General features: G+C 63.9%; 18 protein-coding genes and 1 pseudogene. 11 read left to right on the top strand and 8 right to left on the bottom strand.

Features of this window, described 5'->3' with window-relative positions:
• The 4 genes from IVB32_RS13815 to IVB32_RS13800 form a co-directional block, all read right to left on the bottom strand.
• Positions 1–670, bottom strand: a 670-nt coding sequence (locus IVB32_RS13815; RefSeq protein WP_247410607.1) for a glutaminase, incomplete at its 3' end; no start/stop codon positions are given.
• Between the two features lie 22 nt (positions 671–692).
• Positions 693–2,768, bottom strand: a complete 2,076-nt coding sequence (locus IVB32_RS13810; RefSeq protein WP_204510945.1) for a TRAP transporter permease — start codon at positions 2,766–2,768, stop codon at positions 693–695.
• A gap of 35 nt (positions 2,769–2,803) precedes the next feature.
• Positions 2,804–3,970: a TAXI family TRAP transporter solute-binding subunit gene (locus tag IVB32_RS13805; RefSeq protein ID WP_018459232.1), complete on the bottom strand. Its 1,167-nt coding sequence runs from the start codon at positions 3,968–3,970 to the stop codon at positions 2,804–2,806.
• A 164-nt stretch (positions 3,971–4,134) separates the two neighbouring features.
• Positions 4,135–4,356, bottom strand: coding sequence for an acetyl-CoA carboxylase biotin carboxyl carrier protein subunit (locus tag IVB32_RS13800; protein WP_247297541.1), 222 nt, complete (start codon positions 4,354–4,356; stop codon positions 4,135–4,137).
• Between the two features lie 94 nt (positions 4,357–4,450).
• On the opposite strand from IVB32_RS13800, the gene IVB32_RS13795 reads away from it, so the two are divergent.
• The 6 genes from IVB32_RS13795 (at position 4,451) to IVB32_RS13770 (ending at position 13,381) form a co-directional block, all read left to right on the top strand.
• Positions 4,451–5,425, top strand: a complete 975-nt coding sequence (locus IVB32_RS13795; protein WP_085395911.1) for a helix-turn-helix domain-containing protein — start codon at positions 4,451–4,453, stop codon at positions 5,423–5,425.
• Entirely contained in the window at positions 5,355–6,914 is a 1,560-nt protein-coding gene (locus tag IVB32_RS13790; RefSeq protein ID WP_247370825.1) for a carboxyl transferase domain-containing protein, read from the top strand. Before IVB32_RS13795 ends, IVB32_RS13790 begins: the two co-directional genes overlap by 71 nt.
• Before the next feature lie 421 nt (positions 6,915–7,335).
• On the top strand, positions 7,336–9,033 hold the full coding sequence (locus tag IVB32_RS13785) for a GMC oxidoreductase (protein ID WP_085395913.1): 1,698 nt from the start codon (positions 7,336–7,338) through the stop codon (positions 9,031–9,033).
• Between the two features lie 263 nt (positions 9,034–9,296).
• On the top strand, positions 9,297–10,811 hold the full coding sequence (locus IVB32_RS13780) for an ATPase domain-containing protein (RefSeq protein WP_085352814.1): 1,515 nt from the start codon (positions 9,297–9,299) through the stop codon (positions 10,809–10,811).
• Positions 10,808–12,517: a response regulator gene (locus tag IVB32_RS13775; protein WP_085352815.1), complete on the top strand. Its 1,710-nt coding sequence runs from the start codon at positions 10,808–10,810 to the stop codon at positions 12,515–12,517. Before IVB32_RS13780 ends, IVB32_RS13775 begins: the two co-directional genes overlap by 4 nt.
• Before the next feature lie 102 nt (positions 12,518–12,619).
• Complete coding sequence (locus IVB32_RS13770) at positions 12,620–13,381, top strand: hypothetical protein (protein ID WP_317244448.1); 762 nt, start codon at positions 12,620–12,622, stop codon at positions 13,379–13,381.
• A 219-nt stretch (positions 13,382–13,600) separates the two neighbouring features.
• On the opposite strand, the gene IVB32_RS13765 is transcribed toward IVB32_RS13770, so the two are convergent.
• From IVB32_RS13765 to IVB32_RS13755, 3 genes are all read right to left on the bottom strand, one after another.
• On the bottom strand, positions 13,601–14,896 hold the full coding sequence (locus IVB32_RS13765) for an MFS transporter (protein WP_085352817.1): 1,296 nt from the start codon (positions 14,894–14,896) through the stop codon (positions 13,601–13,603).
• A gap of 106 nt (positions 14,897–15,002) precedes the next feature.
• The gene (locus IVB32_RS13760; protein WP_247297538.1) at positions 15,003–16,199 is read right to left on the bottom strand and encodes an acetyl-CoA C-acyltransferase; all 1,197 of its coding nucleotides are present in this window, start codon (positions 16,197–16,199) and stop codon (positions 15,003–15,005) included.
• A gap of 142 nt (positions 16,200–16,341) precedes the next feature.
• Positions 16,342–17,112, bottom strand: coding sequence for an enoyl-CoA hydratase (locus IVB32_RS13755; RefSeq protein WP_018459221.1), 771 nt, complete (start codon positions 17,110–17,112; stop codon positions 16,342–16,344).
• Between the two features lie 151 nt (positions 17,113–17,263).
• On the opposite strand from IVB32_RS13755, the gene IVB32_RS13750 reads away from it, so the two are divergent.
• The gene (locus tag IVB32_RS13750) at positions 17,264–17,803 is read left to right on the top strand and encodes a PaaI family thioesterase (protein ID WP_018459220.1); all 540 of its coding nucleotides are present in this window, start codon (positions 17,264–17,266) and stop codon (positions 17,801–17,803) included.
• A gap of 59 nt (positions 17,804–17,862) precedes the next feature.
• On the top strand, positions 17,863–18,483 hold the full coding sequence (locus tag IVB32_RS13745) for a TetR/AcrR family transcriptional regulator (RefSeq protein WP_018459219.1): 621 nt from the start codon (positions 17,863–17,865) through the stop codon (positions 18,481–18,483).
• 3 nt (positions 18,484–18,486) lie between these two features.
• On the opposite strand, the gene IVB32_RS13740 is transcribed toward IVB32_RS13745, so the two are convergent.
• Complete coding sequence (locus IVB32_RS13740) at positions 18,487–19,395, bottom strand: LysR family transcriptional regulator (protein WP_018459218.1); 909 nt, start codon at positions 19,393–19,395, stop codon at positions 18,487–18,489.
• A 101-nt stretch (positions 19,396–19,496) separates the two neighbouring features.
• Between IVB32_RS13740 and IVB32_RS13735 the strand changes: the two genes are divergently transcribed.
• From IVB32_RS13735 to IVB32_RS13725, 3 genes and pseudogenes are all read left to right on the top strand, one after another.
• Positions 19,497–20,993, top strand: a complete 1,497-nt coding sequence (locus tag IVB32_RS13735; protein WP_018459217.1) for a CoA-acylating methylmalonate-semialdehyde dehydrogenase — start codon at positions 19,497–19,499, stop codon at positions 20,991–20,993.
• A 24-nt stretch (positions 20,994–21,017) separates the two neighbouring features.
• Entirely contained in the window at positions 21,018–22,163 is a 1,146-nt protein-coding gene (locus tag IVB32_RS13730; RefSeq protein WP_018459216.1) for an isobutyryl-CoA dehydrogenase, read from the top strand.
• Positions 22,160–22,281 (top strand): annotated as a pseudogene (locus IVB32_RS13725) (enoyl-CoA hydratase/isomerase family protein); the annotation flags it as partial. The gene IVB32_RS13730 and the pseudogene IVB32_RS13725, both read left to right, overlap by 4 nt.

Raw genomic sequence — 22,281 nt, 5'->3', positions numbered from 1 at the left:
GGTTGGCGAGCGTTGCCGCCATCACGGCGATGTCGCGCGCGGTGACCAGCACCGCGCATTGCCGGAAATAGACGTCGAGTACGGCCGCGACATTGTCCGAGATCACCGCATTGGTCTTGAGGAGATAGCCGATGGCGCGGTTGCGGTCGCCGGTCTGGCTTTCGGAAGCGTAGACGGCCTCGTCGACGGCGAGGTCGCGGCCGGCAAAACGACTGAGCGCGAGGCGAATTTGCTCGAAGGCGTCCGGACCCTTGCTGTCGTGGATCAGCCCGGTGCAGGCGATCGCGCCGGCATTGACCATCGGGTTGAATGGATGATTCTCCGAGTTGAGCCGGATCGAGTTGAAAGGATCGCCGGAGGGCTCGACGCCGATTGCGCTCTCCACCCTGTTTGCGCCGAGCAGGTCCAGCGCCAGCGCGAACACGAACGGCTTTGACATCGACTGGATGGTGAAGGGCGCCCTGGAGTCGCCGACCTCGTAGACATGACCGTCCAGGGTCGCGAGGCTGATGCCGAAACAGGCAGGATCGGCCTTGCCGAGCTCGGGAATGTAGTCGGCGACCGCGCCCGAGGTCTCTGCCGAGAATTCGTTGAGGCAATTGTCCAGAAACCGCAGCAAAGGCGGCTTCGAGCGGGTCCAGGCGGTAGCGAGAGGCGAAAGCGGTTTCATTGCCTCTCTTTGTGCAACGCAATCAGGGCACGCGCAACCCGTCCGGCACCACGGTCTGCCGCCGGACCAGCAGCAGGGCGAGCAAAATCGTGGGGATCAGGATGGCGAGGCCGAGCAGCGTCACCTGCATCTGCGACAGCGGCATGATGCCGCCGCCGGGGGTGGCCACCACGAAACCGCCGATCACCAGCAGCACGCGGATGGGCCACTCCAGCGCACCGGCGCCGCGGAGATCGCCGACGAAGGGCTGGTAGCCCTGGATGCCGCCGCAGATGAACAGCGTGCCGAACGCCGCGAGCGCCATCAAGCCGAGACCGGCCAGATAGGGGCTCGGCCCCTGCAGCACCAGCGCGGGATTGAGCACGAAGAAGAACGGGATGAAATAGATGATGCTGCCGACCCACATCGATTCCCAGCCCGTCTTCATCGCCGGCGAGCCGGCAATACCTGCCGCTGCGAATGATGCAATCGCGACCGGCGGGGTGATCGACGACAGCATGCCCCAGTAGAAAATGAACATGTGCACGGCCATCTTGTTCAGCCCGAGCTTCTCCAGCGCGGGTGCGACCAGGATGGCGAGGAAGATGTAGCAGGCCGTCGTGGTCAGGCCGAGCCCGAGAATCAGGCTAGTCAGGGCGCACATGCCGAGCAGCAGGAACGGATTGTCGCCGGCGATATGCAGCAGGTCGTTGGCGAGGCTCGACACCACGCCGGTCATCGAGAAGGCGCCGATCAGCAGGCCGCACCCGGCGAGGATGCCGACAAGCTCGACGAAGGTGCGGCCGTTGACCTCGAGGAATTTGCCGATGGTCGCGACAGTCCAGCGCGTGTCCTTCGAGAACAGCTGGTTGAGCACAAGAAGCAATGCGGTGGCGTAGAATGGCGCATGGCTCTCGCGCTTGAAGTAGAGCAGCATCACGATCAGAAGGGCGATGACGAAGACGTAGTACCAGCCATCCTTGATCGTATCCATGACCCGCGGCAGCTCCGCGCGCGGAATGCCCTTCAGCCCGTGTCGTGCGGCGTAGGAATCGACCTGCATGAACAGGCCGATATAATAGAGCGCGGCGGGAATGATGGCCGCGATCGCGACATCGGCGTAGCTGACATTGAGGAACTGCGCGATTACGAAGGCGGTCGCGCCCATCACCGGCGGCGCCAGCACCGCGCCGGTCGAGGCACAAGCCTCGATCGCGCCCGCATAGGAGGCGCGAAAGCCGCTCTTCTTCATCACCGGAATGGTCATGGTGCCGGCGGTCAGCACGTTGGAGATGATCGAGCCTGACATCATGCCGAGCAGGCCGCTGGCGAAGATGCACACCTTGGCCGCGCCGCCGCGGAACGTGCCACACAGCGCGAAGGCGAGATTGATGAAGAACTTTCCGGCGCCGGTCATCATCAACGCGGTGCCGAACACCAGGAAGCCGATCACGGTGTCGGCAAACGCCTGGATGGGAATGCCGAGCAGGCTCTCGCCCGACAGCACGTGATAGGCGGTCGCCTGCTCCAGCGTCGACTGCGTGCCGCGGAACGGCCCGAGCCAGCTGGATTCCGCGAACAGCGGATAGACGGTGAAGGGAAGCACGCTCAGTAGCAGGCTCCAGCCGCCGGTGCGGCGCAGCGCCTCCATCAACATCACCCACATCACGAGACCGGCTGCGATCACGCTGTTCGGCGCGCCGCCGAATTCCCAGCCGGCCTCGGCGGCCTTGCGGACGTTCGACATCAACAGCAGCGCGGCGGCAAAGGTCACGACGAAGCAGAGAAGGTCATACCAGGGAATCCGATCGAGCGACGCGCGCGGGGTCCCCGGGAAGATCAGGAACGTGAACGGCAGCATCAGGGCGATCAGGAGGTAGAAGTATTCCGTGTTGAGCTGGGTGTAGCCGACGAAGAAGCGCAGCGAGAATTGCTGGTTGATGCAGAGCAGGATGGTCGCGGCGGTCGCGAGGACGAGCAGCCAGCGCCACGCGCCACGCAAGCTTCGCACGCGCGTAACTTCCGCTTCCTGCATGTTGGCGGCGGCGCCATGCGGATCGTCGAACACGATCCGCTTGGCCCCGTCCTGGGAGGGGGTGGAGACTGAAGCAGACGACATGATCGACCTCGGGCGTGGACAATTAACGCTGTGAACTAATCCTCGAACCCGTTCGGCATGTCGGCCTTCGCAAGCGCCGCAGCACGCGCCTTCATCCAGGCGTCGAGGAACGCCTTATCATCCGCAGGCGGATTGGATTTTCCGTAGTCGGTCCACGCGGCGCCAAGCACCTCTTGCCGCTTGATCAGTCCGTTGTTGTGCGCCTCCTGTGCGTCGTTCCATTGCCCGGCCTCCTTCAAAGCCTTCACCGCGCCGGGATGCACCGGCACCACCCAGTTCTTGGTCTGGCGATCGGCCGCAAGCCCGCCGGCGCCGGGCGCGGAGTCCTTGTAGGAATCGTAGTTCACGATCATCGCCTTGGTGATCGCATAGACCTGCTCGGGGGCTTGCGAGGCGTAGGCGACGAAGATCGGATAGGGATAGTTGCCGAGCTCGATCGGCTTGTCCGGCGAGATACCGGCGCCGCAGGTCGCGGTCTGCGGGAAGAAGAACGAGCCGACCTTCTGCATCCGTGCCCAACCTTCCTTGTCCTTGGCGGGCAGCGGCGGCCAGACCAGCCCGCGCGGCGAAGTCTCGGCTTCCTTGGCGGGACCGGTGATGGTGGTGCCGAAGGCCGCATCGGTGTCGTTGTTGATCAAGCCCTTCCACATCGCGCCGTAGCTTGCGAACTCGACGATCTTGACGTCCTTCTGCGTCAGGCCGGCGAAGGCGAGCACCGCGAGCGAGTTCTGGTTCAGTGCCGGCGAGCCGACGACGAAGCCGACGCGCTTTCCCTTGAGGTCCTTCAGCTCCTTCACCCCTGTATCCGCGGCCACGCCGAGCGAACCGCAATTGCAATCAACGCTCGAGAGCAGGATCTGGAGCGGCTGCGGGCCCCATTCCCTGGAGCCGAACTCGAACACGCCCTCCTGCGCGAAATAGGTCCCCGATCCCATCGCCGCGGAGACCGCGCGCTTGGCGCGCAGCGGCGCCAGACGCGCGACATCGTTGCCTGCGGGGAGCACGCGCACGTCGGTCGAGTATTTGTCCTTCATCATCTTGCCGACGCCGACCGCGATGTTGAAGCCGGCGGTACCGGTGTCATAGGCGGTGAACGTCAATGTTGCCGGCAGCTTGATGTCGTCGGCGAATGCATAGCGTGTAGACACAAAAGAAAGGCCTGCCACCACGGCAGGCGCGAGCATGATCAGCCCACGACGCATGTTTCCCTCCAATGATCCTCGCGTTTGCCGCGACGATTTCTTTCTTTGTTTGAAACAGGTTTTGTTTGAGAGATCATGTCATCGCGGTCAGGCGATGGCAACGCCGTACCGCGAACACAGCAATGAGGCTGACAGAATGTCGCGGAAAACGACGGAGAATGCAGTCAGCTTGCGACGATTGCGATCGCCTGTCTTTCGGTAACGACGTCGTCGAGCTTCACCAGAAGCGATGTGATCTCGCCGCTCACAGGCGAAAGCACCGGTATCTCCATCTTCATCGCTTCGACCACCACAATCTCATCGCCATCTGCAACGGTTCCTCCAACTTGCACGGGAGTTGCGCAGACGCGTCCGGCGATCTCCGTGACGATCTTAATTTCTGGCATGCCATCGCCTTTTTGTTGTGGTCGCAAAATGCCTGAGGTAGTTTCTTCTGCAAGCGGAATTTAATTCCGCACAGCGGAACAAGCGGTAGGGATCATGGGACGACGTTCGGAGCGGTTGAGTAGACAAGGTGCGCTCGCTGGCGAAGCCGGTGAGGGTGATGTCATCCAGGTGGTGTCGCGCGCGTTCGACGTGTTGCGGTGCTTCGAAGGCCACGAGGCCAGGCTTGGCAATCTCGAAATTTCAAATCGCTGCGGCCTGCCGCGCTCCACGGTGTCGCGGTTGACGCACACGCTGACGCGGATGGGGCAACTGGTTTATCTGCCGCGCGATCAGAAATATCGCATCGGGCCGAGCGCGGTGGCGATGAGCGCCTCGATGATGAAGGGCGCGCAGCTGCGCAGCATGATTCGCCAGCGGCTCCAGGAACTCGCCGAGCAACTGCCGGGCACCGTCGGCTTCGTGGTCCCCGATCGCTTCCATCTGGTCTATCTCCAGTTCGCGCGTTCGGCCTCGGCACTCGGGCTGCACGAGGGCACCGGCAGCCGCATCTCGATGGCCTCGACCGCTGCAGGCGCAGCCTACACTGCGGCATTGGCGCCCGAGGTCGGCGATGCCTTCATCGCGGACATGGAGCGGGAAGCTCCCGAGGCTGCGAAAATCCTGCGGCCCCGCATCGAGGCCAACCGGCAGTCGCTGCATGAGCGCGGCTATGTCGTGGCCTGCGGCCTGTGGAGCCCGCATATCAACGGGCTCGCGGTGCCGATCTGGTCGCCGCAATACCAGACCTTCGTCGTCATCACGATCGGACTTCTGTCGGCGATGTACGACGAAGAGCGCCTGCATGCCGAGGTCGCGCCGCTGATGCTCGCGCTCGGCCGTTCGCTCGGCAGCCTGATGGAGGGCGCGGAAGGCGACGTCTTCAACGCCCGCATCCCGCGTAAACCGGTCGCCATGGCCGTGCACAACAATAACAAGCCGATCAATTCGGAGGGAGTGAATGAACTGGAAGCCGGAACTCGACGAGCTCGCCCGGCGCGAAGCCTTCGCGCGGGAGATGGGCGGCGTTGACAAGGTCAAGCGTCAGCATGACCAGGGCCGACTGACTGTTCGGGAGCGTATCGACAGACTGAGCGACAAGGGCAGCTTTCACGAGATCGGTGCCGTCTCCGGCGTCGGTGAATACGATTCCAGCGGCGAGTTGCAGAAATTGACGCCGGCGAACTGCGTGTTCGGCCGCGCGCGCATCGAAGGCCGCACCGTCGTCGTGGTCGGCGACGATTTCACCGTGCGCGGCGGCTCGGCGGACGCGTCCATCTCCGCAAAACCGCTGATGGCGGAGGAGATGGCGCATGATCTCCGCCTGCCCATCGTCCGCATCATCGAAGGCTCCGGCGGCGGCGGCTCGGTCAAGACTATCGAGACCAAGGGCGCGGCGAACTTGCCGGGCGGCATCGGCGGCACACGCTGGTATCGCTTCACCACCGAGAATTTGTCGCGCGTGCCCGTGGTCGCGCTCGGCCTCGGCTCGGTCGCAGGGCTCGGTGCCGCGCGTCTTGCCGCCAGCCACTATTCCATCATGACCCGGAAGTCCGCGATGTTCGTCGCAGGTCCGCCGGTGGTGAAGGCGCTGGGGCAGGACCTCTCGAAGGAAGAGCTCGGCGGCGCCGACATCCAGACCCGCGCCGGCGCGGTCGATCATGCCCTCGACACCGAGGAGGAGGCGTTTGCCTGCGCCCGGCGATTCCTGTCCTATCTGCCGTCGTCGGTCTACGAGCTACCACCGACCTTGCCCTGCACTGACAATCCGGAGCGCACAGAAGAGGCGCTGATGAGCGCGGTGCCACGCAACCGCAAGCAGGTCTACAAGATACGGCCGATCGTCGAGCAGGTCGTGGACAAGGGCTCGTTCTTCGAGGTCGCCAAAAATTTCGGCAAGCCGATCATTGTCGGCCTCGCGCGGCTCGAGGGCAGGGCGGTGATGGTGCTTGCCAGCGACAGCTTTCACTATGGCGGCTCCTGGACGGCGGATGCCTGCCAGAAGGTGGTGCGCTGGGTCGACTTCGCCGAGACCTTCCATTTGCCGATCGTCTATCTCATGGACTGCCCCGGCTTCATGATCGGCCTCGATGCGGAGAAGGCGGGCACCATCCGCCATGGCGTTCGCGCCATGACCGCGGTCAACCAGACCACGGTGCCCTGGTGCACGGTGATCCTGCGCAATGCCTTCGGCGTCGCCGGCGTGGTGCATCAGCCCGCCGACCGCTTCTCGATCCGCTACGCCTGGCCGTCGGCCTATTGGGGCTCGCTCCCGCTCGAAGGCGGCATCGAAGCCGCCTACCGCGCGGATATCGACGCGGCCGAGGACAAGGCGGAGAAACTGAAAGAGATCGAGGACCGCCTCAACAAGCTGCGCTCGCCGTTCCGCTCCGCCGAAAAATTCTGGGTGGAGGAGATCATCGATCCCAGGAAGACGCGGTCGCTGCTGTGCGAGTTCGCGCGGCTCGCGGAGCCATTGCGAAAGCCGGGGCCGCCGGAGAATTTTTCGATCAGGCCGTAGCCTCAGCCGTCACTGCGAGCTGCTGATGCCGATCTCAGCCTAATTGCAGTTGGGCAAAATTGATCTATCGCAACACGTCGCGTCCGATTGTCTGCAAGCGTCTCGTTTGAAACGAGGGAGAGACGTCATGACAAATGCGGGTAACGCGCTGCTTTGGACGGCCATATTTTTCTGCCTGTCGTTCGCTTCGATTTTTGTAGTCTGGTTTGCCGAGCGGTTGCGCGCGGGCTTCGTGAGGAAGCCGTAAAGCCTCCTCGGTTCGCTCCCTCGTCACCTGCTGACCGGACGGCGGATGCCAGCCGCCGGGCGGTGCCCTTGGCGTCGACGGCGTTGTCCTCGCGCTTTGCGCGGCAGCGATGACGTGACCTCAAAACAATAACGCGCTACGCTTCCCGGGCAAGAACAAGAGGAAGCGCCAATCGTGTATGACTTCATTATCGTGGGCGGCGGCTCGGCGGGGTCCGTGCTGGCCCACCGGCTCTCCGCGAGGAGCGCCAACAAGGTCCTGCTCTGCGAGGCCGGACAGGACACACCGCCCGGAGACGAGCCGGCCGAGATCAAGGACAGCTATCCGGGTACGGCCTATTTCGATCCGCGCTTCCACTGGACCGAGCTCAAGGTCACGACCCAGATCGTCAGCCACAACAATCCGGATGAAGGGCGCCCACCCCTGCGCAAATACGAGCAGGCTCGCGTGCTCGGCGGCGGCTCCTCGATCAACGGCCAGATGGCCAACCGCGGCGCGCCGACCGATTACGACGAATGGGAAGCGCGCGGCGCTGCGGGGTGGAGCTGGAATGATGTGCTGCCCTTCTTCAAGAAGGTCGAGCGCGACCTCGATTTCGACGGTCCCTACCACGGCAAGGACGGCCGCATCCCGGTCCGCCGAATCCCCAGGGAGCACTGGACGCGGCATTCGCAGGCGTTCGCGCAGGCCTTCCAGCAGGCCGGACATCAGTTCCTGCCGGACCAGAATGGCGAGTTCGTCGACGGGTTTTTCCCGGTGACGCACTCGAACCAGGCCGAGCAACGCGTCTCGGCTGCCATGGGCTATCTCGATCGCGACACGCGCAAGCGCGCCAACCTCACGATCTCCACCAACACGCAAGTCAGGGAATTGCTGTTCGAAGGCACGCGGTGCGTCGGGGTGAAGGCGGTGGTCGACGGGCGGGAGCAGGAATTCCGCGCCCGCGAGATCATTCTCTCCAGCGGCGCCATCCATTCGCCGGCGCATCTGTTGCGCGCCGGCATCGGCCCGGTCGGTCACCTCAGGGATATGGGCATTCCCGTGTTGATGGGGCTGCAGGGCGTCGGCCAACGCCTGATGGATCATCCCTCGATCTCGCTGTCGTCCTTTGTCCGCCGCGGCGCGCGGATGAACGAGCACACCAGGCGCCACATGCAGCTTGGCCTGCGTTACTCGTCCGGGCTCGAAGGCGTACCGAAAGGCGACATGTTCGTCGTGCTGCTCAGCAAATCGGCCTGGCACGCCGTCGGTGAGCAAATCGGATCGCTCCTGACATTCGTCAACAAGACCTATTCGGAGACCGGACAGGTCAAGCTTGCCTCGCGCGACCCGGCAGTCGAGCCGATCGTCGAATTCAACCTGTTGTCCGACCGGCGCGACCTTGATCGCCTGATGAGCGGTTTCCGCAAGATGGCGGCCGTGCAGATGAGCGACGTGGTCAGGGCCGTGACGGACAAGCCGTTCCCGGCCTCCTATACCGACCGTGTGCGCAAGATCGGCGTGGTCAACACCAAGAATCGGATTCTGACCAAGATCGCCGCGGCCCTGATGGACGGGCCGGCGGCGCTGCGCCACTACATGATCGACAATTTCGTGGTCGAGGGCTTCACCTTCGACGACGTCATCAACGATGACGAGGCGCTGGAAGCCTTCGTGCGCAAGGCCACGATCGGCGTGTGGCACGCCTCCTGCTCGTGCCGCATGGGCCGGACCGATGATCCGATGGCGGTGGTCGATCCAGAGGGGCGCGTCAAGGGCGTGCAGGGCCTGCGCGTCGTCGATGCCTCGATCTTCCCGGTGGTGCCGTGCGCCAACACCAATTTTCCGGTCCTGATGTCGGCGGAGAAGATCGCGGCCGCGATGATGCAGTGAGCCGGCGCGGCTTTTCGGGCTGGCGAACCGCCTTGTCGACGCTGACCGTCCAGGACCGCTAGTGATACCGCAAAAGCTGAAATGGTGGGCGAGAACGGTTCCGCGGCCGACGGTCTGGCGGACATGCGTGCTTAGGCGGAACTTGGAACCCGGCTTCGGCGTTCTTTGCCAGATTTCGCCTTACGACTGAGACGGGCCGCTGACCGCGCGTCCCATCTCGGGGCCGGAGCGCACTGTCGGCGATGGAGCTTCACGGGGGTTCAATGATCAATTCATCAAGCCGGGCGCAAACCAGCGATCCCGGAGAGTTGCCTAGGATTTCGACCGGCAGTGACGGTCTCGACGATATCCTCTACGGCGGGCTCGATCCCAATCGCATGTACCTCTACGAGGGCCGGCCCGGCTCGGGCAAGACCACGATGGCGCTGCAATTCCTTCTCGAGGGCGCCCGTTGCGGTGAACGCGTGCTCTATATCTCCTTGTCGGAGACCAAGCGTGAGCTGACGCTGGTTGCACAGCGGCACGGCTGGTCGCTGGAAGGGGTCGACATCTTCGAACTGGTGCCGCCCGAGACGACGCTCGATCCGGAGCGCGAGCTCACCGTCTTTCACCCCGCCGAAATGGAGCTGAGCGAAACCACGGGCCTGATATTCAAGGAGGTCGAACGGATCAATCCCGCGCGCGTGGTGCTGGACAGCCTGTCCGAGCTCCGCCTCCTTGCGCAGAACCCGCTGCGGTACCGGCGCCAGGTTCTGGCCCTGAAGCACTTTTTCACCAACCGCAACTGCACGGTCATCCTCCTCGACGATCTCTCGTCCTCCCAGGACGATCTGCAACTCCATTCGATCGCGCATGGCGTCGTGATGCTCGAACAGCTCGCCATTGATTATGGGGCAGAGCGCCGGCGGCTTCGCGTGATTAAGATGCGCGGCATTCGATTTCGCGGCGGTTTCCACGATTTCACGATCGAAGCGGGAGGGGTGCGGATATTCCCCCGTCTGGTGGCGGCGGAACATCACACCTCGTTTATCGGTGAATTGACGCCCAGCGGCAATGCACAACTCGACCAGCTCCTGGGAGGAGGGCTCGAGCGCGGCACCAGTGCGCTGCTCTTGGGCGCCGCCGGTGTCGGCAAGTCGTCTCTCGCGCTGACCTATGCGATCGCGGCGGCAGATCGCGGTGAGCATGCGGTGTTCTTTGCCTTCGATGAAGGTCGCGGTACAGTGGAGGCCCGGGCTCGAACGCTGGGCCTGCCGCTTGAAAGCCATCTGCAATCGGGACTCATCCGATTTAAACAGATCGATCCCGCCGAAATGTCCCCCGGCGAATTCGCCGCCAATGTGCGCAACAGCGTCGAAAAGGACAACGCCCGAATTGTTGTCATCGACAGTCTGAACGGCTACCTCAACGCAATGCCGGATGAGCGATTTCTCATCCTCCAGATGCACGAGCTCCTGAGCTATCTCGGGCAGAAAGGCGTGCTGACCGTCCTGATCCTCGCTCAGCACGGGCTGGTCGGTCCGATGGAAACGGCTCTCGATATCAGCTATTTGAGCGATGCCGTGCTCATGCTGCGCTATTTCGAGGTCGGCGGAACGGTGCGGCGCGCCCTCTCGGTCGTGAAGAAGCGCAGCGGCAATCATGAAAATTCCATCCGCGAGTTTCGTCTTGGCAGTGCCGGCATTACGGTCGGTCCTCCGCTGACCGGATTCAGCGGCATCTTTTCCGGGAATCCGCGTTACTCGGGCACGGAGATACCGGAGGGGCTGTCGGAATGAGCGCCGACCGCGATCATTGCGTCCTCGTGTTTGCTCCGATTGGCCGCGATGGACCGGCATCGGTCGAGCTTCTCCGCAGTTCGAATCTCGTGGCAATCAATTGTCGAGGTCTGCCTGAACTGGTCAACGAGATGTCGGCTGGCGTGGGCGCGGTGCTTCTCGCCGAGGAGGGCTTGTTCGGAAAGGATACCCAGCCGCTGGCACATTGGATCGAGCGGCAGCCGCCCTGGTCCGACCTGCCCTTTGTCATTCTTACCAGCCACCGGGAGCAGCCGGCGGTGGTTGCCTGGCGCCGCAGCATCGTCGATACACTCCGCAACGTTTCGCTGCTCGAGCGCCCGGTTCAGCCGATCACGCTGACGAGCGCAATTCAATCCGCAATGCGGGCCCGCCGGCGGCAATATGAGATTCGGACCTTGCTGCAGGCGCGCGAGCGGACGGCCCAGGAGCTCGAGAAGCTCGTGGTCGAGCGCACCCGTGCCCTCGAGGAGGCCAACAAGCATCTGCGGGCCGAAATGGAAGAGCGCGCCCGCGTCGAGGAGACCCTTCGTCAGGCCCAGAAGATCGAGGCCATTGGGCAATTGACCGGCGGAGTAGCTCACGATTTCAATAATCTGCTGATGGTGATCTCCGGTGGATTGGACATGCTCGACCGACAGACCGATCCTGATCGGCGGCGTCGGCTGTTGGAAGGAATGGTTCAGGCGGCGCAGCGTGGTGCGGGCCTGACCAGGCAGCTTCTGGCTTTTTCACGGCGGCAGAAGCTCCGGCCCGAGGCCGTCGACATCCCCGCGCAGATCGGCGGCATGCGCGAATTGCTCGATCGGAGCCTGAGAGGCGACGTTCACGTCGAGTTCGATTTTCCGGAGGGGCTTTGGCCGGTTGAGGTCGATCCGGGAGAGCTCGAACTGGTCATTCTCAATCTGGCGGTCAACGCCCGCGATGCGATGCCGAACGGCGGTACGATCGTTGTCCGTGGCGAGAACCTGGCCGGCCTGAACGAGAACGAGATCGCGGGCGATTACGTTCGCCTATCCGTGGTCGACAGGGGTGTTGGAATGAGCCCCGAGATCCTGGCGCGGGTCTTCGAACCGTTCTTCACGACCAAGGATGTGGGGAAAGGCTCGGGCCTGGGGCTTGCTCAGGTCCACGGATTTGCGACGCAATCACGCGGGATGGTTCGAATAAAATCGATCGTCGACGAGGGCACCAGCATCGAGCTCTATTTGCCGCGATCCAGGAATATCCCTTCGGGTGAACGGCACCTCATCGACCTGAACAGGGCTCGGCCCAAGAAGGCCAATCAGGGCCGAATCCTCCTCGTCGAAGACGACGACGAGGTCGCCGCGCTCGTCAGCGAGATGCTTGCGCAGCTCGGTTACCAGGTCACGCGCGCGGCCAGCGCTGCGGCGGCTCTCGGTGCCCTAGCGGACGGCCGCTCCGTCGATCTGGTGTTTTCCGATATCATGATGCCGGGCGGCATGAACGGTGTCGAACTCGCGCGCGAGATCAGAAGAAGGCGAAGCGACATTCCGGTCCTGCTGACGAGCGGATACGCCGAAGCCGCGGTTCACGACGCCGAGCAGGCTGGGATCCGGATCCTGTCGAAACCCTACCACATCGACGAGCTCGCCGCAGCGCTCGGCGCTGCAAAATCGGACTTTGCGATAGCCACAGGAGCGGGGTTGGCGACGACTCGGGGCTGACCAAGCGCGCAACAATCACTGCCCGGGTTTATGGCTCGAGGGGCACCCTGCGCAATTGCGCGCTCGGGCCGGTCGACGCCCGTCGCTGAGCGGCGCGTGCACATGCGATCGCATTTCGGTTGCGACGACACGCGTTCGTTCTCTGCGAATATCTATCTCCGCCGCTACGTCTGGGCTATGAGGACTGCAGAAATCGGCCCGCTAATGAAGCCACTTTTGGCCGTTCTTTTAGCCGATTTCAGCCAAACTGTTATTGGTTTCTCATTGCCGGGGCAGGGATCTTCAATTTGGAGCCCTGCAATGTTCAAGGCGGTTCTTTCTGCGTGTCTCTTGGTTGCCCTCAGCTCCGTCGCTTCCGAAGCACGGACTTATCGCATTCATCAAGTACCTGAATGCAACGTCACGATGCCCTGCGACTTCTCATATGCGCAACCGCGCCGTGAGCGGACTTCCCGGTCCCCACTGAATCCCAGGTCCTCGCTACAAGCCTATCGCGCGACGCAATTGACAGTGACCGACGCGGGCGGCGCCCCGACGACGAGCATCTCCAGCGCCCGCATCGTCGGCAGTCGTCCGGCAGGGTGTCCTTCCTCCTTCTGCGGCTGCGGCGCGGCTCTGCGCGTGTTCGGCCGTATCGTGCCGGAATTGAATCTTGCGGCCAATTGGCTGCGCTTCCCGCGGACATCACCCGCACCGGGAATGGTCGCAGCGCGACGTGGACATGTATTCGTCCTCGAGCAGCATTTGGAAGGGGACACCTGGATGGCGTACGACGCCAACTCGGGCGGACACGCGACGCGAATGCATGCGCGTTCATTGCGTGGCTATACGATCGTCAACCCGCGCGGGGGGTCCCTCGCCTGAGCGGCCAGCCGACATAATTGCGACGCATGAACATCCGCAAGGCGTCTGTTGACGGTTACGGCAGGTTCGCCTTGCTGATTTTCGATCTGCGACGGCTGGTCGCGCTTTATTTCAGGTACGTCTTCCGCAATCGAGCGGCACCCCGAACCCGGACGACCCGCCTCGTGTCGGGCGGATCGGTGACGCCGCATTTTACGGCGTCACCGGCACCATCAGATACTAAGCCATCGCCGCTTGCGGCTTCGGCTTCGGTTGTCGCGACAGCGTCAGCACGATCAGCGAGGCGAACACGCAGAGCGCGCCGGCGATGAAGAAGGCGGGCAGGTAGCTCTGATAGACCGTCCGCGAGAGACCGGCGCCGAAGGCAGCGGTGCCCGCGCCGAGCTGGTGGCCTGCAAAGATCCAGCCGAACACCAGATTGGCGCGCTCAGGTCCGAATTTCTGCGCGGTCAGGCGCACCGTGGGCGGCACAGTTGCAATCCAGTCGAGCCCGTAGAACATCGCGAAGATCGAGAGCCCATAGAACGAGAAATCGCTGAAGGGGAGGAAGATCAGCGAGAGCCCGCGCAGGCCGTAATACCAGAACAGCAAATAGCGGTTGTCGTAGCGGTCCGAAAGCCATCCCGACATGATGGTGCCGAAGAAGTCGAAGATGCCCATTGCAGCCAGCAAGCCCGCGGCCTGCACCTGCGGGATGCCGAAATCGAGGCACATCGGAATCAGATGCACCTGCACGAGGCCGTTTGTGGATGCGCCGCAGACGAAGAACGTCGCAAACAGGACCCAGAACGCGCTGCTCTTCGAGGCCTCGCGCAGCGTGCCGAGTGCGACGCCGGTGATCGAGCCATGGCTGATGGGCGGCGCTGGCAGGGGTGTGGTGCCTTCGTCGCCGAACGGGCGCAGGCCCAAATCGCTCGGACGGTCGCGCATCGCGAGCAGGACCGCGAGGGCGGAAACACCAAGTGCGATGCAGACGAAGCCGAGCGCAAGCCGCCAGCCGAAGCGTTCGGTGAGGCTTGCCAGCAGCGGCAGGAACACGAGCTGACCGGTGGCGACGCTCGCGGTCATGATGCCGACGACGAGGCCGCGCCGCGCCGCGAACCAGCGCGTCGCGATGGTAGCGCCCAGCACCAGCGCGGTCATGCCGGTGCCGATCCCGATCACGACGCCCCACAGCGCGACGAGCTGCCAGACCTCCGTCATGCCGAGCGAGAGCACCAGCGCCGAGACCACGATGAGCTGCGCGGTCAGCGTGACATTTCGCAGGCCGTAGCGGTTGAGCAGGGCCGCCGCGAACGGCGCCATCAGCCCGAACAGGATGAAGCGAATCGACAACGCCGACGAGATCTCCGCCGTGCTCCAGCCGAATTCCTTCTGAAGCGGAACAATGAAAACGCCGGGCGCGCCGACCGTGCCGGCGCTGATCAGCGCGGTGAGGAAGGTCACGCCGACCATCACCCAGCCGTAGTGGATATTGCGGCGGCCGAGTGTTGCCGCGAGCCAGTTCGAGATCATTGGGCCTCAATCTTGATGGGCAGGCGAGAGCCTGCGCAAGTTTTCAGAATGGCACGGGACGCGTCTGTCGGAAATGACGGAGTTCCCTCATTTCCGGACGTTCTCGTCAGTGCGTCAGGCGCTCTACCGCGATCGCAGTAGCTTCGCCGCCGCCGATGCAGAGCGCGGCGACGCCACGCTTGAGGTTTCGCGCCTCGAGCGCATGCAGCAGCGTCACGATCAGCCGTGCGCCGGTGGCGCCGATGGGATGGCCGAGCGCGCAGGCGCCGCCGTTGATGTTGAGCTTGTCGCGGGGAATGCCGAGATCGCGCTGGGCCGCCATCGCCACCACGGCGAAGGCTTCGTTGATCTCGAACAGATCGACATCGCCGGCATTCCAGCCGACTTTGTCCAAGAGCTTGCGGATCGCCGGGATCGGGGCCGTAGTGAACCATTGCGGCTCCTGGCTGTGGGTGGTGTGGCCTTTGATCACGGCGAGAGCCGGCAGGCCGCTGCGATCGGCGAGCGAGCGCTTCGTCAGAACCAGCGCAGCGGCGCCGTCGGCGTTGGCGGAGGAGGCCGCCGGCGTGATGGTGCCGTTGGCGCGGAACGCCGGCTTCAGCCCGGGGATCTTTGCGGGATCGACCTTGAGCGGATGTTCGTCATTGGCGACGATGCGGGGGCCGGCCTTCTCACTCAGCGTGATCGGCGCGATCTCGGCCTTGAACGCACCGCCCTCGACCGCCTTGCGTGCGCGGCTGAGCGTTTCCATCGCAAAGGCGTCCTGGTCCTTGCGGGTGAACTGATAGGCTTCTGCGGTGGCCTCGCCGAAATCGCCCATGGAGCGGCCGGTCTCGTAGGCGTCTTCGAGGCCGTCCATCATCATATGGTCGATGATGCGATCATGGCCGGCGCGATAGCCGCCACGCGCCTTGGCGAGCAGATACGGCGCGTTGCTCATGCTTTCCATGCCGCCGGAGACGACGATCTCGGCCGAGCCGGCGCAAATGATGTCGTGCGCCAGCATGGTCGCTTTCATGCCGGAGCCGCAGACCTTGTTGACAGTAGTCGCGCCGGTGGCATCGGGTAGGCCGGCGGCCCGCGCCGCCTGGCGCGCGGGGGCCTGGCCCTGGCCGGCGGGAAGGACGCAGCCCATGAAAACCTCGTCGATTTTCTCCGGCGCAAGCTTGGCACGCTCCAGTGCCGCGGCGATCACGTGCGATCCGAGCTTGTGCGCGGCCAGCGGCGAAAGCTCGCCCATGAAGCGGCCGAGCGGTGTCCGGACGGCGGAGACGATGACGACGGGATCGGCGGCTTCGGCCATGGGTGAGACTCCGTGAGATGCCAACTATGTAAGATTACGGTCATCATATGATGCGGCGCAAAAAATGCAACTGCGCGGGGCATGAGAAATTGTCGTAGGTCGGATGAGATTTGCTCGTTCGATCGGACGAGGTGGAGAGCGCCTACCGCTTCCGATTCACAAACGCGCCCATCAGCCGCGTCGGCTCGTCCGTCAGGAACGACTCGCCGAAGACTTTGACGCTCAAATTTACCGACTCGGTCAGCGGCAGCTCCTCCCATTGCCGCAGCAATGCCTTCTGCGACCGCAGCGCCTCGGGGCCGCATTCGAGCAGGGCCTTCACGAGGTGCTCGACCTCGGCATCGAGCCCACCCTCCGGCGCGACCTTGTCGACCAACCCCCAGGCCAGCGCCGTCGGCGCGTCGATGTTCTCAGCGGTCATCACCAGCCAGCGCGCGCGGGCCCACCCGATCAGGCGCGGCAGCAGCGCGGCATGGATCACCGAGGGAATGCCGACCCGCACCTCCGGCATGCCGAAATGCGCATCACGGGCGGCGATCCGGAAATCGCAGGCCGCGGCGACTTCGAGCCCGCCGCCGAGGCACCAGCCGGGCATGCGCGCGATCATAGGGGCCGGGAAGGCGCGCACGGCCTCGCAGAGGTCGCGCAGGCGGCTGATGAAGGCCTCGGCGGACTTCTGGTCGAGCTTGGCCATCTCCTTGATGTCGGCGCCGCCGATCATGCTCTTCTCGCTCTGGCCGCGCAGCACCACGACCCGGATGCTGCGGTCGGACGAGAGCTGCTGCAGGCCTTCGCGCACCGCATCGGTGACGGGCGAGCTCAAAATGTTCAGCGAGCCGGCATTGCAGATCGCGACATGAACGACGCCGCGCGCATCGCGCGTCACGCCGCAGTGGTTGTTGAGCATTTCCATGAGAGGATCTCTGAGCTTCGTAGACGTGCGAATACGCCGGTCAGGTCACACTTCCGGGCCGAAACGCATTGCTTGTCAAGCCGGCGGGGAGGGAGTTGCCAGCGCTAAGTCCGCAGCATAGTATGATGAAAATCATACAAAAGAGGCCGCGATGACCGACATCGATCAACTCGACCTGTTTTCGCCTGCGGGCCGGCGCGAGCGGGTGGTTGAATGGCAGGTGCCTGCGCCGGTTGCGAAAGTGGCGATGGGCCTATCAGGCATGGATGCGATGCTGGGCATCCGCGACGGAAGGCTGCCGCCGCCACCCTTTGCCAAGCTGATCGGCTTCATCATGGCCGTGGTCGAGCCGGGCCGGATCGTCATGGAACTCGAGCCGCGCGAGGATCTCGAAAACACCATAGGCCTCCTGCACGGGGCCACAGCCGCCGCGCTGCTCGACACCGCCATGGGGTGTGCGATCTCGACCCGGCTGGAGCCCGGGCAGGGCTCCGTCACCCTCGATCTGAAAATGACCTTCCTGCGTCCGCTCTCGGTCCGGTCCGGGTTGATCTCCGCCGAAGGCAAGGTGATCAAGCTGGGACGCCAGACCAGCTACGCCGAGGGATTTGTCCGCGACGGTAAGGGGGCGCTTGCGGTGCACGCAACGGCGACCTTTTCCATGATCGGCAACAATTTTACCGGGAATTAATGCGCCGTCCGGCCGATATCCGTGTTATTAGATGACCCCCGACATCCAATGAGATCCGCATGCGCTATTCCCGGGAACACAAGCAGGAAACCCACGACCGCATCGTGAAGAAGGCTTCCGTGCGGCTGCGCGAAAAGGGCGCCCACGGCATCGGTGTCGCCGACCTCATGAAGGAAGCGGGCCTGACCCATGGCGGCTTCTACGCCCATTTCGATTCCCGCGAGGCGCTGGTGATCGAGGCGTTTGGCTACGCTATGGATCGCTCGATGGAGCACTGGCGCAAGCAATCCGATCAGGTCACGCCGGAGAAGCAGCTCAGTCAGATCGTTGAGACCTATCTCTCCGCGGTGCATCGCGACAACCCCGGTCACGGCTGCTCGATCCCCGCGCTCGGCGCCGAGATCGCCCGAGAGAGCCCGAAGACGCGAAAGGCCTTTGCCGGCAAGCTCGACGAGATGATCGAGATGATCACGGACTTCATCCCGAATCTGCCGCGCAAGGCCGCGCGCAAGCAGGCGATCGCGACGCTGGCGACCATGGCCGGCACCATGTTGCTCGCGCGCATTGCCGGCTCGAGCGAGCTGTCGGATGAGGTGCTGAAGACGGGCAAGGACAGCGCGCTGGACGGCGCGCGGCGTGAGCCGAAGGCTGCGGCGGCGAAAAAGGCGAAGCAGAGCTAGGCTTCAGAGCCCCGCAAACAACGCCCGCTCGCGCTCCACAATCTCGGAAATATAATCCGCCACCGCGCGGATGCGTGCGAGGTCCTTGCTGTCGGCGTGCATCAGCATCCAGAAGGTGCGGGTGATCGAGACCTCTTCCGCCAGCACCGCAATCAGCTGCGGATAGTCGGCCGCCATGAAGTGCGGCAGCACCGCAATACCGAAGCCGGCGAGCGTGGCGTTGAGTTGTGCGATCAGATTGGCGCTGCGCAAGCGCGCGGAGATCTTCGGCGAGACCTGCGGCAGATAGTCGAGCTCGGGCGTGAACAAGAGCTCCTCGATATAGCCGACGAATCGATGCTGCGGCAGGACCTCGCGCGAGGTGATTTTCGGGAAGCGGTCGAGATAGGCGGGCGCGGCATAGAGTCCGAGCCGGTAGTCGAGCAGCTTGCGGCCGACGATGCGGCCTTCCTTCGGCATGGTCAGGCTGATGGCGATATCGGCCTCGCGCTTGGAGAGGCTGAACAGCCGCGCGGTGGCCACCAGTTGCAGGTCGAGATCGGGATACCGGTCCGCGAACGGCGCCAGTCGCGGCGCCAGGAAGGCGGTGCCAAAACCGTCCGGCGCGCCGATCCGCACCGTGCCGGTCAGCCGCGCCACGGAGCCACCGACCTGCTCCTGGTTGGCGACGATGGTCGATTCCATCGCTTCCGCGCTGTCGGCGACGCGCTGGCCGGCCTCTGTCAGCAGGTAGCCGGTCTTGCGCCGGTCAAACAGCTTGGCCGAGAGGTGCTTCTCCAGCCGGTCGACGCGGCGGATCACGGTGGCATGGTCGACGCCGAGCTGTTTTGCCGCAGCCGAAACCGAGCCGCCCCGCACGATGGCCAGCACGAACCGGAAGTCGTCCCAGTCGATAGCGCCTTGATCCAGCATTTTCGCACATCTATGGTGCATTATCTCAGACTTGAATCCTATAAAATGCAGGTCGATAGGATTTGTCAAAGCGTTCAAGCTCGCCTCAAGGAGACCATTCCATGCGTTCAGTCGGACATTTCATTGGTGGCAAGGAGGTCAAGGGCACCTCGGGCCGCACCGCCGACGTTTTCGAGCCGATGACCGGTGACGTTCAGGCCAAGGTGGCGCTGGCGTCCAAGGCCGAGGTTCGCGCCGCCGTGGAAAACGCCCGCGCCGCGCAGCCGGAATGGGCCGCGACCAACCCGCAGCGCCGCGCTCGCGTCATGATGAAGTTCGTCGAGCTGGTGCAGCGCGACTACGACAAGCTGGCCGAACTGCTTGCCCGCGAGCATGGCAAGACCGTTCCTGACGCCAAGGGTGACATCCAGCGCGGCCTCGAGGTCGCGGAGTTCGCCTGCGGCATTCCGCATCTGATGAAGGGCGAGTACACCGAAGGCGCCGGCCCCGGCATCGACATCTATTCGATGCGCCAGGCGCTCGGCGTCGTCGCCGGCATCACGCCGTTCAATTTCCCGGCGATGATTCCGATGTGGAAGTTCGCTCCTGCGATTGCCTGCGGCAACGCCTTCATCCTGAAGCCGTCGGAGCGCGATCCCGGCGTGCCGATGATGCTTGCCGAACTGATGATCGAGGCGGGCCTGCCGTCCGGCATCCTCAATGTCGTCAACGGCGACAAGGAAGCGGTCGACGCCATCCTCGACGATCCCGACATCAAGGCCGTCGGCTTCGTCGGCTCCACCCCGATCGCGCAATACATCTACGAGCGCGCCGCCCAGACCGGCAAGCGCTGCCAATGTTTTGGCGGCGCCAAGAACCACGCCATCATCATGCCGGATGCCGACATGGACCAGGCAGTCGACGCACTGATCGGCGCCGGCTACGGTTCGGCCGGCGAACGCTGCATGGCCGTGTCAGTCGCGGTTCCGGTCGGCAAGGCCACTGCCGACCGCCTGATGGAAAAGCTGGTCCCGCGCGTCGAGAGTCTCAAGATCGGCACCTCGATCGATCCCTCCGCCGATTACGGTCCGCTGGTGACGCGCGAGGCGGTCGAGAAGGTCAAGGGCTATATCGACATCGGCATCAAGGAAGGCGCGACGCTCGCCGTCGACGGCCGCGGCTTCAAGATGCAGGGCTACGAGAACGGCTTCTATCTCGGCGGTTCGCTGTTCGACAACGTCACCAAGGACATGCGGATCTACAAGGAAGAGATTTTTGGCCCCGTGCTCTCGGTCGTGCGCGCGCACGATTACAAGGAAGCGCTGGCGCTGCCGTCGGAGCATGATTACGGCAACGGCGTTGCGATCTTCACCCGCGACGGCGACGCCGCGCGCGACTTCGCGGCCAAGGTCAACGTCGGCATGGTCGGGATCAACGTGCCGATCCCGGTGCCGATTGCGTATTACACCTTCGGCGGCTGGAAGAAGTCGGGCTTCGGCGATCTCAACCAGCACGGCCCGGATTCGGTCCGCTTCTACACCAAGACCAAGACGGTGACCTCGCGCTGGCCGTCCGGCGTCAAGGAAGGCGCGGAGTTCTCGATCCCGCTGATGAAGTAACCGTCGTTGGAGCGAAGCTAACAGATGCAGTTCGCTCTGAACGAGGATCAGATCGCGGTTCGCGACATGGCGTTGGCGTTTGCGGCGGAAAAGATCGCGCCGCACGCGCTGCGCTGGGACGAGGAGAAGCATTTTCCCGTCGAGGTGATGCGCGAGGCCGCCACGCTCGGCATGGGCGGCATCTACATCCGCGAGGATGTGGGTGGCTCCGCCATGACACGGTTCGACGCGGCGCTGATCTTCGAAGCGCTGGCGACGGGCTGTCCGACCACCTCGGCCTTCATCTCCATCCACAATATGGCGTCGTGGATGATCGATGCCTACGGCAGCGACACCCAGCGCCACAAATGGCTGCCCAAGCTCTGCACCATGGAGCTGATCGCGAGCTACTGCCTGACCGAGCCCGGCGCCGGCTCGGACGCGGCAGCGCTCCGCACCCGTGCCGTGCGCGACGGCGATCATTACGTTCTCAACGGCCAGAAGCAGTTCATCTCCGGCGCCGGCGGGACCGATCTCCTGGTCGCGATGGTGCGCACCGGCGGCGATGGCCCCGGCGGCATCTCGACGCTGGTCATCGACGGCAACACGCCGGGCGTCTCGTTCGGCGCCAACGAGCGCAAGATGGGCTGGAACGCGCAGCCGACCCGCGCCGTGATCTTCGAGAACGCCCGCGTGCCGGTCGCCAACCGGCTGAGCGAGGAGGGCGTCGGTTTCAAGATCGCGATGGCAGGCCTCGACGGCGGGCGTCTCAACATCACAGCGTGCTCACTAGGCGGCGCGCAGACCGCGCTCGACAAGGCGCGTTCCTACATGAAAGAGCGCAAGGCTTTTGGAAAACGCCTCGACGAATTCCAGGCATTGCAGTTCCGTCTCGCCGACATGGCGATCGAGCTCGAGGCCGCGCGTACGTTCCTGTGGCGCGCAGCGGCGGCGCTAGACCGCAAGGATCCCGACGCCACGATGCTCTGCGCGATGGCCAAACGCTTTGGCACCGATGCCGGCTTCGAGGTCGCCAACCAGGCGCTTCAGCTGCACGGCGGCTACGGCTATCTCAGCGAATACGGCATCGAGAAGATCGTGCGCGATTTGCGCGTGCACCAGATTCTCGAAGGCACCAACGAAATCATGCGGCTGATCGTGGCGCGCAAATTGATCGAGGGCGCCCGATGAGTGGAGCGGAGGAGGGCGATCTGGTCGCATGGGTCGAAGGCTCGGCCGGATTTATCAGGCTCAACCGCCCCAAGGCGATCAATGCCGTGACGCTGGAGATGTTTCGCGACATCGACAA

The organism is Bradyrhizobium sp. 23 (assembly GCF_023073295.1).
GTDB lineage: Bacteria > Pseudomonadota > Alphaproteobacteria > Rhizobiales > Xanthobacteraceae > Bradyrhizobium > Bradyrhizobium canariense_D.
This window is presented reverse-complemented; position numbering and strand designations above follow the sequence as displayed.